This is a genomic window from Pseudomonas sp. MYb60 (genome assembly GCF_002979555.1).
GTDB lineage: Bacteria > Pseudomonadota > Gammaproteobacteria > Pseudomonadales > Pseudomonadaceae > Aquipseudomonas.
In genome coordinates, this window is sequence record NZ_PCOZ01000030.1 from 23,788 (window position 1) to 34,036 (window position 10,249).

10 protein-coding genes and 1 pseudogene are annotated in these 10,249 nt (G+C 60.5%); 7 read left to right on the plus strand and 4 right to left on the minus strand.

The features are described from left to right. The first annotated feature begins 52 nt into the window (after nt 1–52). Nucleotides 53–1,246 carry an MFS transporter gene (locus CQ041_RS25270; RefSeq protein WP_105525113.1) on the plus strand — a complete coding sequence of 398 codons (1,194 nt, stop codon included), beginning with the start codon at nt 53–55 and terminating at the stop codon, nt 1,244–1,246. Here the strand turns inward: CQ041_RS25270 and CQ041_RS25275 are convergent. Together CQ041_RS25275 and CQ041_RS25280 are read right to left on the minus strand one after the other, a co-directional pair. Further along, nucleotides 1,209–1,481, minus strand: a complete 273-nt coding sequence (locus CQ041_RS25275) for a DUF1652 domain-containing protein (RefSeq protein ID WP_105525114.1) — start codon at nt 1,479–1,481, stop codon at nt 1,209–1,211. The two genes, CQ041_RS25270 and CQ041_RS25275, sit on opposite strands and share 38 nt — an antisense overlap. Before the next feature lie 109 nt (nt 1,482–1,590). Next, nucleotides 1,591–3,081: a PAS domain S-box protein gene (locus CQ041_RS25280; protein ID WP_105525115.1), complete on the minus strand. Its 1,491-nt coding sequence runs from the start codon at nt 3,079–3,081 to the stop codon at nt 1,591–1,593. Between the two features lie 129 nt (nt 3,082–3,210). On the opposite strand from CQ041_RS25280, the gene CQ041_RS25285 reads away from it, so the two are divergent. The 6 genes from CQ041_RS25285 (at nt 3,211) to CQ041_RS25310 (ending at nt 8,164) form a co-directional block, all read left to right on the plus strand. Further along, a complete protein-coding gene (locus tag CQ041_RS25285) occupies nt 3,211–4,014 on the plus strand; it encodes an AraC family transcriptional regulator (protein WP_105525116.1) in 804 nt (267 codons plus the stop codon). Nucleotides 4,015–4,177: 163 nt separating this feature from the next. Continuing rightward, on the plus strand, nt 4,178–4,996 hold the full coding sequence (locus tag CQ041_RS25290; RefSeq protein WP_105525117.1) for an ABC transporter ATP-binding protein: 819 nt from the start codon (nt 4,178–4,180) through the stop codon (nt 4,994–4,996). Then, a complete protein-coding gene (locus CQ041_RS25295) occupies nt 4,993–5,757 on the plus strand; it encodes an ABC transporter permease (protein ID WP_105525118.1) in 765 nt (254 codons plus the stop codon). The genes CQ041_RS25290 and CQ041_RS25295 overlap by 4 nt, the downstream gene beginning before the upstream one ends. A 27-nt stretch (nt 5,758–5,784) precedes the next feature. Further along, nucleotides 5,785–6,825: an ABC transporter substrate-binding protein gene (locus tag CQ041_RS25300; protein ID WP_105525119.1), complete on the plus strand. Its 1,041-nt coding sequence runs from the start codon at nt 5,785–5,787 to the stop codon at nt 6,823–6,825. Beyond that, nucleotides 6,822–7,706 (plus strand): PhzF family phenazine biosynthesis protein, encoded by an 885-nt coding sequence (locus CQ041_RS25305; protein ID WP_105525120.1) that lies wholly within the window; start codon nt 6,822–6,824, stop codon nt 7,704–7,706. Before CQ041_RS25300 ends, CQ041_RS25305 begins: the two co-directional genes overlap by 4 nt. Further along, nucleotides 7,703–8,164, plus strand: coding sequence for a RidA family protein (locus CQ041_RS25310; protein ID WP_105525121.1), 462 nt, complete (start codon nt 7,703–7,705; stop codon nt 8,162–8,164). Before CQ041_RS25305 ends, CQ041_RS25310 begins: the two co-directional genes overlap by 4 nt. A 146-nt stretch (nt 8,165–8,310) precedes the next feature. Here CQ041_RS25310 and CQ041_RS25315 read toward each other — a convergent pair whose 3' ends face one another. Then, entirely contained in the window at nt 8,311–9,483 is a 1,173-nt protein-coding gene (locus CQ041_RS25315; RefSeq protein WP_177429422.1) for a hypothetical protein, read from the minus strand. 14 nt (nt 9,484–9,497) lie between these two features. Beyond that, nucleotides 9,498–10,166 (minus strand): annotated as a pseudogene (locus CQ041_RS25320) (nitrilase family protein); the annotation flags it as partial. Nucleotides 10,167–10,249: the final 83 nt, after the last annotated feature.

The window sequence follows — 10,249 nt, forward strand, 5'->3', positions numbered from 1 at the left end:
TAAGGTAAGCGGCCATTAAGGCCGCGTTACCCCTACGGAAAAAGAGAGCAGGATGCTTGCCACAATAAGAAACTACCCCCGGACCGTGAACCTACTGCTATCCGCCACGTTGCTCCTGACGCTGGCCAAGGCAATCACCTTTCCCTACCTCGTCATCTATCTCTCCAGCCACTTTGCCCTGGACATCACCCAGGTGGGCCTGGTGATCGGCAGTTCGTTGATCGTCAGTTCATTGCTCAGTGTGTACGGCGGTTTTCTCGTCGACCGTATCAGCAGCTACCGGCTGCTGCTCGGCCTGAGCGTACTGTTTGTGCTGGGTTTCATTGGGACCGTACTCGCCCAGACAATCTGGACGTTCTACGCCTGCCTGATCCTGATCAACCTCGCTTACGCCGTCATCGACATCGCCGTCAAAGCCGGTTTTGCCAGCCTGTTGCCGGAGGATGGGCGCAGCGAGGTGTTTTCGATCAAATACACCCTCACCAACATCGGCTACGCGGTCGGGCCGGCATTTGGCGCGTTGGTGGCCAAGTGGGCTATCAGCCTGCCGTTCATATTGTCGGCGTTGTTGGGGGTGGTTTTTTTCCTGCTCTACTGGCGCTGGGGCGACCGCACCCTGGCCACTGTGGACGTCACGCAAAAACCGGTGTCATTCCTGGCGGTTGGGCGGGTGTTGTTGAAGGATCATCGCCTGGTGTGCTTCACCCTCGGCGGGGTGCTGAGTGCCGTGGTGTTCGGCCAGTTCACCGCCTGGCTGTCCCAATACCTGGTGACCACCACGACGGCGGAATATACCTACACCGTGATCAGCGCCGTGCTGACCACCAACGCCGTGCTGGTGATTGCCCTGCAGTATGTGATCGGGCGGCGGATTTCGCACCGCTACTTGAGCCAATGGCTGGTCGCGGGCCTTGGCATGTTTATGCTGGGGTTGATTGGCTTTGCCCTGTCCACCAGCGTGCTCTGGTGGGTGCTGGCAATGGCGGTGTTCACGGTGGGCGAGATTATCGTGTTTCCGGCGGAGTACATGTTCATCGACCGGATCGCCCCGGACCCCTTGCGCGGCATGTATTACGGAGCGCAAAACCTGTCCAACCTGGGAGCAGCCCTGGGACCTGTGTTGTGCGGTCTGGTGCTGGCCAGCCTACCGGCCATTGCCATGTTTTTCATGCTCGGGGCGTTTATCGTCGCAGGCGGGGTGTTCTACTTTATAGGGGCGTCGCTGAAGGCCAGTCATCCAGAGTAAGTTTGCCTACGTTGTTGCTCTGCAACTCGTAACGCAGCTCCTCAACCATTTTTTCCACTTCCTGCGGGGTCTGCAGCCGATTGGTGCTGATGCCGGTGACCACCAGGTCAACCCGGCCGGTTTGCGCGTCGAAAACCTTGAGGGTCAGCGACGCGTCCCGGCACAGGGTGAACTCACAGGTGAGAGGCGACAGGCCTTCTTCGATGCAGTTTCGCAATTGGGCAAGGGTAAACATTCGGGTTCCTTCAAGGCATAACGTCGATGCCTTGAAGGGTAGGGCTTGCCCTCGGGCGCCATAAGGCGAATTCGCACTAGCGGCACTAGTGCATTTGCACTTTTTACGGCTATTTCCTGACCCGCAACTCACCGGCGAACAGCCCGCGTTCACGGGCCCAGACGATGGCCGCGCTGCGACTGTGCACCCCCAGTTTGGAGTACACCGTGGCCACGTGGTTACGCACGGTATTGGGGGCCAGTTTGAGGCGTGAAGCGATCTCCTTGTCGGCCAGCCCTTCGCAGATCAAGCCAAGTACGTCCCGCTCGCGGGCGGTCAGGTCAGTGAACGCCACGTTCGGCAGTTTGGGGCTGTTGACGCTTTTGGCATTGGCGAGTTTTTCAATGAGGGTCTGGCTGAACCACGACGCGTCCTGCATCACTTCCTCGATGGCCGCCACCAGTTCCAGTTCCGATCGCTTGCGTTCGGTGATGTTCATCAGCACCAGCAAATAACAGGGCACGTCCTGGATGATGACCGTGTCGGCAGACACCACGCAGTCGATCACCTCGCTGCCTTTCTTGCGCACCTTGAGGTCCTGGCCATCGAGGTTGCCGGCCTTTTCCAGGATGGCAAACAATTGCGCACCGGCCTGGGGGCTGTCGATGAAGTCGATGTCTTCGATGGACTTGCCGATCAGTTCCTCACTGGTATAGCCGGTAATGCTCATGAATGCTTCGTTGACGTCTACCACCTGGCGGTTGTCGGCACTGCACACCAGCGTGGGCACCGGCGTCAGTCGAAACGACTTGGCGAAGCGTTCTTCACTCTGGCGCAGGGCGATTTCCGCCTTGCGTCGCGGTTCCAGGTCCATGAAGGAAAACAGCATGCAGTCTTCCTCGTTCATGTCCAGCGGCTGGCCGGCGACGATCACCAGTTTGCTGCCGCCGGCGGGCAATCTCAGCTCGGCCTGCATCTGCGGGATGGTCGCGCCTTCGCCCAGGCGCTGGATGGCCAGGTCCTTGCGCTCGGCTTGTTCCAGCACGTCCAGTTCATACACGGATTTACCCACGACCTGGTCGCGGTTGTACCCCGTCATTTCCAGGAAACCCTGGTTGACCTTGATGTAGCGCAGATCACTGAGGCGGCAGATGACCGCCGGCGCCGGGTTGGCGTTGAAGGTCTTCTCGAAGCGCTGTTCGGCGCTGGCCCATTCAGTCGCGTCGCTGAGGATCAGTACCAGCAACTCTGGCTCGCCGTGGGAGTCGCTGATCACCAGGCTGCGCAGGCGGTGCACCCAGGTCCTGTCAGCATCGGCCGTGGGGGTGACTTCCACCACCACGTCGCTGAACTCATCGCCTGCCGCCGCGCGGGCCAGGGGGTAGCTTTCTGGCTGCACCGAGTGATTATTGCGGTAGCGCAGGGCGAAGCGCTCGGCGTATTGCTGCCCATTGGCGCCCAGCCCCATCACGTCCCCCACCCCATGCATGGTCAGCGCGGCTTCGTTGGCCCATAGAATAGTCTGGTCGACCTCGGCCAGGATCACCCCGTCAGACAACCCTGAGATGATCTGCTGCAACTGGCGACGGTTGGTTTCTTTGGCAAGCACAGCCTGGGTCATAAGTTCTCCTGGGGTCGGGCGCATGGGAGTACGACACCTGGGGCTCAGGATAGTGCAGATGCACTACCGCAGCACTGGCACCAAACATGCTAGTGTCGTTATTCCAACACCCACCGGCAGTGCCTGGCGATGCGCGATATCTACAGCGTCTTCAACTCCAATGGCGCTTATGAAACCGGGGCCCATGCCCATGACGAGTTCATGCTGATGGTGCCTGAGCACGGCTTGTTGCGTTTCAAGGACGAAGACAGCGGGCGCACCACCTCGGTGATCGAACGCCAGTTCGTGCTGGTGCCGCCCCAGTGCAGTCATTCTTCATCTTCACTGACCCCCAGCCAGGGGCACCTGGCGTTCTACGTCGACCCCGACTACATGCGCTATGCCCTGCGTGACCTGTCCGGCGACGCCAACCGCTTGCTGCGTGTGCCCACCCTGGGCATCTGGCAAACCTCGGCGCCGCTGCACCATTTGCTGCTGGCGAAAAAGGCCTTCAGCCAACCCGACCCCTATGTCGACCGCCGTCGCCAATTGGCCCAGGCGGATCACTTGCTGCTGCTTGAGTGCCTGGCAGTTTCCCTCAGCCAGCCAAGCCTGCAGCGCTCCTCCACCGAGCGCCACGGCGCCATGCTGGTGCGCGATGTGCAGGCCTATGTGGAAGGCAACCTTGAACACGCGCCGGGGTTGGATGAGATTGCGGCGGTGTTCCACATGTCGCGTCGGCACTTGACCCGGCTTTTTGCGCTGCACACGGGTGAGACGGTGCTGGCCTACGTGCAACGGCTGCGTCTGGAGCGGGCGCAAACGCTGCTTCGGCACACGCGCATGTCGGTGCTGGAGATTGCCAACAACGTCGGCTATGAATCGCCCTCGCACCTGGCCCATGTGTTTCGGCGGGTGCTGGGTGTATCGCCGGATGAGTGGCGGCGTGGCTGATACACCACCACCTCTGATTCGGTTTCTTCAGTCGCACTCCCCATTATTCATGTCCCAATCCCGCGCATGATCCGGCCCGATCCCGTGCGCCACAAAACGGTCATCCGTTCATCCTCTGTTCACCAACAACAGACAAGTCCGGCGTACCGGACGAGGAGGGGCGGTGAGCGCAAAACCCTTTATCCGTTTTTCAGGCGTGCAAAAAAGCTTCAACGTCGAGGGCCGCCAGTTTGTGGCCGTGCGCAATGTGTCGCTGGAGGTCCAGCGCGGCGAAATCATCACCCTGGTCGGCCCTTCGGGCTGCGGCAAGTCCACGTTGCTCAACATGACCGCCGGGCTGTTCGGCCCCACCGAGGGCGTGGTGCACTACGACGGTGCCGAGGTCAAAGGCGTGAACACCCGAGTCGGCTACATGACCCAGGCCGATCACTTGCTGCCGTGGCGCACGGTGGCGGGCAACATCGCGGTGCCGTTGCAGATTCGCCGCGTGCCCAAGGTCGAGATCGAGGCGCGGGTTGAGGAACTGATGGCGCTGGTGGGCCTTACTGGTTTTGGCGAAAGCTACCCCAACCAGCTTTCCGGCGGCATGCGCAAACGTGCGGCCATGGCGCGTCTAATGGCCAGCGATCCGGAAACCCTGCTGATGGACGAACCCTTCGGCGCCCTTGATGCACAAATGCGCCTGACCCTGCAGACCGAACTGCTGCGCCTGTGCCGCAAGCTCAACAAGACCGTGATGTTCGTCACCCATGACGTCGACGAAGCCATCGCCTTGGCCGACCGCTGCGTGGTGTTCGCCGGCCGCCCCGGCACTATCGACCACGTGCTCGACATCCCCCTGGCCGGTGAGCGCAACCTGGTGCTCCTGCGCTCTGACCCACGCTACGTGGAGCTCTGCGCCGAACTGTGGAAACGCCTGGCGCCGGACGTTGCCGGCGCCGCTGACCCTTCTTCATTGGCTCACTCGCTGGAGGTCGTATGATCCAGGTTTATCGCTTGCTGTTCCTGGTATTCCTGATGCTGCTGTGGGAGGGCGTCTCGCGTTGGTTTGGCGTGGAATTCTTCATCAGTCGCCCCTCGGCCGTGGCCCAGAGCCTGTGGAAAATCCTGCTCAACGGCGTGTTTTTCTACCATGCCGGCATCACCACCCTGGAAGCAGTGTTGGGCTTTTTCTTCGGCTCCCTCGCGGGCTTCATCGCAGGCCTTGTGCTGGGCCGTGCCAAGTTGCTGGCTGACATCCTCGACCCGTTTTTGACCGCGTTCTACAGCCTGCCAAAAGTCGCGCTGGCGCCGTTGTTCATCCTCTGGTTCGGCATCGGCTTGCCGATGAAAGTCATCCTCACCGCCGCGGTGGTGTTCTTCCTGGTGTTTCTCAACACCTACAGCGGCGTGCGCAATGTGTCTCGTGAACAACTGACGATCCTGCGCCTGATGGGCGCCAAGGAGCGCGACCTGCTGACCATGGTGGTGATCCCATCGGCATTCACCTGGGTGTTCACCGGCCTGCGCTTGTCGGTGCCCTATGCGCTGATCGGCGCGCTGGTGGGCGAGATCATCGCCGCCAACCGTGGCTTGGGCTACTTGCTGTCGGATGCGGCCTCGCAATTCGACACCGCCGGCGTGTTTGCCGCGCTGGTGGGGATCATTGCCCTGGCGCTGATCCTGAACACGGCGGTGAAGCTGGCTGAAAGCAAGCTGATGCCGTGGAAAGCCAATGAGGCGGAACGCGAAGTCGCGGTTTAACCCCCCTTTAGTTGTGGAGCTTTGATCATGCTTAAGCGTCTAGTGATTGCGGGTCTGTTGTGCACCTCGTTCCTGTCGGCGGCCCAGGCCCAGGACCTCACCAAAGTCACCCTCGCGTTCCCCAGCGAAGGCTTCCTGTATGTGCCGATCTACGTCGCGCAGAAGCAGGGCTACTTCGCCGCAGAAGGCCTGAATGTGGAAGTGATCGTGTTTCAAAAAGGCGGCTCGGCGGCGTTGACTGCGGTGCTTGGCCGCGATGCCGATGCCTACGTCGGCTTGCCTGCGGTCGCGGTGCGGGCGCGGTCCAAGGGCCAGAACGTGCAGGCGTTTGCCGCGGTGCAGACCCAGTTCGGCAGCACGGTGGTGATCGACGGCGAGTCGGCGCGCAAGGCGGGAGTGTCGGCCGCGTCGCCCATTTCGGCGCGTGCCGAGGCCCTGAAGGGCTTGAAGATCGGCGTGACCGGCCCCGGCAGCACCACCGACATGTTGGTGCGTTACCTGGCCAAGGATGCCGGCCTGAACCCGGACAAGGACTTCACCATCATGCCCATCGGCGGCGCGCCGAACATGCTGGCAGCGTTTTCCCAGGGCAGCATCAACGGTTTCTCGCTGTCGCCGCCCACCGTCACCACGGCGGCGCAGCAAGGCGGCTTTGTGCTGATGGACCTGGCCAAGGGCGAATACAAACCCTTGGACGGCTTCCTGTTCACCGCAATGATTGCGCGGGAAGACTGGTTGAACAGCAACAAGCCCACCGCCGAAAAACTGGTGCGCGCCATCTGGAAAGCCGAACACCTGATCGCCAGTGAGCCGGACAAGGCTCGCGAGTCGGTGCGCCCGTACTTTGCTCACACCGATGCGGCCATATTCGATGCTGCTTGGAGCGCTTCATTGCCGTCCTACCCAGCCACGCCGCGAATCGAAAAAGACGGCGTCGAGAAAAACATCGGTTTCATGAACGCCGTCGAGAACGAGCCCGTGACACTCGACCCGCAACAGGTCTACACCAATGCCATCGTCGACGCGGTGGCGCCGACTGTTTCCACCCTCAAGGGAGAGGCGAAATGATCCCCGAGGTTCATCTGGTGAATGTATTTCCCGCCACCACGCGTGGCGGCAACCCCGCGCCCACGGTGGCGCTGGCCGACGGCATGAGTGACGCCGACATGCAGCAAGTCGCCCGCGATTACGGGCATGAATGCGGTTTCGTGTTCGCCGCGCCGCCCGGCAGCGATTTCGATTTTGCGCTGCGTTTCTGGGTGCCCAACCATGAGATGGAAATGTGCGGCCATGCCACCGTCGGCGCCCTATGGCTGCTGGATCAATTGGGTATGCTGCACAAGGATCGCCTAGCGCTGTGGACGTTGAGCGGGCGGGTTGATGCACGGATTACCCATGCCGGCACGCCGCAGATTCAAGTCGAAATCAGCCAACCCAAGGGGCAGGTAGAAACCTTGAGCGACCCTCGGGTGGAGGCCGAAATTCTGTCGGTGTTGGGCATTACCTCCAACGAACTGGCACCGCTGCCGATCCAGAACGCCAGCACCAGCCGGGTCAAGACCCTGGTCGCGCTGAAAAGCGTGTCAGTGCTGGACAGCCTCAAGCCGGACTTTCGGCGCATGGAGCAACTGTGCGAGCGCATTGGTTCCACGGGCTTGTATCCCTACGCGGCGTCGGACCTTGAAGGTCGCCAATTCGATGCGCGGCAGTTCCCCAAATCTTCGGGCTACCCCGAAGACGCTGCCACCGGCATCGCCGCTGCGGCGTTGTCCTTTGGCCTGCTGGAAAATGGCCTGGTGACTGCTGATGATCGTCCTGTGTACATCCGCCAGGGCCGCGCAATGGGCCGGCCTTCGCAAATATCGTTGCGCTTTCGTCACGATGCGGCAGGGCACGTGCAGGGTTGCTGGTTGGGTGGGCAAGTGGCGTTTGTCGAGGAGCCCGCATGAGTATTCGCGAACGTATCGCCGCCTTGGGCTTGCAACTGCCCGAGGCGCCGGCGCCCAAAGGTGACTATGTGCCGGTGACGATCCATGGGGGTGTGGCGTATGTGAGTGGACAGGTGTGCCGGCTGGGCGATGGCGTGATCTGCGGGCCGGTGACGGACGAGACTTCGCCAGTACGGGTGACACAGGCCGGTCAAACCTGCGCGCTGCGCGCCTTGAGCGTGCTGGATCAGGCGGTGGGACTGGATAACGTCGAGCGCATTTTGTTTGTGCGTGGGTTTGTGTTCGGCGGCGAGGGATTCCAGCGCTTTTCCACCGTGGTCGACGGCGCTTCGCAAGTGCTGATCGATGTGTTGGGTGAGGCGGGCCGGCATGCGCGTTCGGCGGTGGGCGTGGCGGGGTTGCCCAGTGGGGGAATGCTGGAGTTGGAGGTGACTGCCGTTATCAGAACAACCGGATGACACATCGGCACCAACCTCAATGAATGCATAACATGCCTGTTTTTTTACGCTTATCTCGCAAAGGTGCCCCTTGAACGCAGGCCAAACTGTCGGACTGTTATTACTCCCCCCACGCTGCACTAAGAGCGCAGCGTGGGGGGGAAGAACTACATCTGGGTTAACCAACCCACCAAAGGCACTATCATCAACGTGCTCAACGCCATTGAGGTGACATTGCCAATATACGGGTGAACATGTGCGGGCAAGCGACCGGCAATCGCACAGGCCAGTGGCGGTGCGACCAGAGCCCCGAGCAGTGCACTTGAACCGATGACTGCCCAACTACCACCATGGCTCAATACAGCTGCCGGCACTACAGAGACCAGCGGAACGTAGGTTGGAAACCATCCTCGTTTCATCCACTGTTTTCGCCAGATCACGACGCCCAGAGCCGATGTCAGCGCCTGGGCGGCAAGCAGGTGCAAGACCAAGCCTGATCCATACGCCGGGCTGATGGGGTTTAGCGCATAGGCCAGCAACACACCAGCCAGCAATCCGAGGCTCGCGAGTTCGTTTCCGAAAAATGGCGCTTCGGAAAAATCCGCCAACACCCGACGCAGGCTCCAGGCAATACCGTAAGTGGGCGGTTTAGCGGATGTCGGCTTGGCGGGGGGTATGTAATCAGAGCTCACTAGCGCAGGTACTCGGCGACACAGTACAAACGCAATGACGCTGCCAATTGCCATGCCCACCACGTTACCAATCACCACGGGGAGACTCAGTGGAGCGCATACGAAGTTCACGATCAGCAGGCACATAGGCGTCACCAGCAATGCGCCCAACACCGCACCGTTTACGGCAACTTTCCAGCCGCCGCCGAACATCAGGACCATGGCTGCCGGTAACGAGACGAACGCTGCAAACGTCGGTTGCCACGTTTGTGCGGTGACGGTCCAACCCCACAATAAATTGCTCAGCATTAATCCCAGCAGTGAACTCGTGACAAGCCAAGGCCAAAGTCCCGTTCCGTAGGAAATAGAAAATCCCTGCCACGCTTTACCGTGTTTGCTCGCCCACCATGCCAGGTAGGCGCCGCCCAACAAACCAAGCGATGCCAGTTCATGCTTGTAAAAGGCTACTTCACTGATATCCCCAACTACCCAGCGTAGCCAGGCAATCGGGTGGGGCAGGCTTGCGACCATCTCGGCGTAGCTCGGCCAGGACCATTGGCAGCTGAGCGCCACCCACAGCGCCAGTAGCACACTGGCTGACCCCAGTATCAGGACGGCGAGATCCGCCCTGGACCGGCTGGACCCCGTTTCGGTAATGAGTGTTTTCATAGCGCCCCCTCCGATCAGCGTGGAAGGGCGGGGTGTTGGGAGTAGCCGAGCATTTGATCGTACAGATCATTGCGTCGATCACGCTGCAGGTCATTGAGGCTGTTCCAGATCGGAGCGCTGCGGGCGCTGGTGATATCAATGTCGGCGAACAGGATTTCCTGGCGATTGGCTGAAGCTACCGCGCCAATCGGCCAGCCGTTGGTTCCGGCAATCAACGAGCATCCGAGGTAACGCGCTTCACGCTCTTCGCCAATGCGGCTGGCGGCGGCTATAAATACGTTATTGACGTGGGCGGCAGTCATCGTCAGATACGACGCCATGCATTTGCCCGCCTCATCGAAAAGCGGCGGTGGCGTCCACACCCAATTGTTCAGGCTGCAAATGATATCGGCGCCCTGCTGGCCGAGAATACGTGGCACCTCCGGGAACCAGATATCCCAACAAATCAGCAAGCCAATACGGCCTATCGGCGTTTCGAAGACTGGAAATCCGGTATCACCAGGCGTGAACCAGAGTTTTTCCAAGTTCCATAGGTGCGCCTTGCGGTATTTGCCGATAAACCCATCAGGACCCAGTAGCACAGCCGTATTGAACAACTGCATACCGTCTATTTCACACAGGCCTGCCACCAGGTAAACCTGATGCGAGCAGGCAAACTCTATCCACGCCTTCACACTTTCGCCGCCTTGTGAATCGCCCCGGGTTTTCTAGACACTCTCCAGGCTCGCTGCGTAACGCTTTTCAAACTCTACCGGTGACAGCTGAT

Excerpts from the sequence above, each read along its gene's own strand:
- CQ041_RS25270 (WP_105525113.1), top strand. The coding sequence starts at position 53 with ATGCTTGCCACAATAAGAAACTACCCCCGGACCGTGAACCTACTGCTA.
- CQ041_RS25275 (WP_105525114.1), bottom strand. The coding sequence starts at position 1,481 with ATGTTTACCCTTGCCCAATTGCGAAACTGCATCGAAGAAGGCCTGTCG.
- CQ041_RS25280 (WP_105525115.1), bottom strand. The coding sequence starts at position 3,081 with ATGACCCAGGCTGTGCTTGCCAAAGAAACCAACCGTCGCCAGTTGCAG.
- CQ041_RS25285 (WP_105525116.1), top strand. The coding sequence starts at position 3,211 with ATGCGCGATATCTACAGCGTCTTCAACTCCAATGGCGCTTATGAAACC.
- CQ041_RS25295 (WP_105525118.1), top strand. The coding sequence starts at position 4,993 with ATGATCCAGGTTTATCGCTTGCTGTTCCTGGTATTCCTGATGCTGCTG.
- CQ041_RS25300 (WP_105525119.1), top strand. The coding sequence starts at position 5,785 with ATGCTTAAGCGTCTAGTGATTGCGGGTCTGTTGTGCACCTCGTTCCTG.
- CQ041_RS25305 (WP_105525120.1), top strand. The coding sequence starts at position 6,822 with ATGATCCCCGAGGTTCATCTGGTGAATGTATTTCCCGCCACCACGCGT.
- CQ041_RS25310 (WP_105525121.1), top strand. The coding sequence starts at position 7,703 with ATGAGTATTCGCGAACGTATCGCCGCCTTGGGCTTGCAACTGCCCGAG.
- CQ041_RS25315 (WP_177429422.1), bottom strand. The coding sequence starts at position 9,483 with ATGAAAACACTCATTACCGAAACGGGGTCCAGCCGGTCCAGGGCGGAT.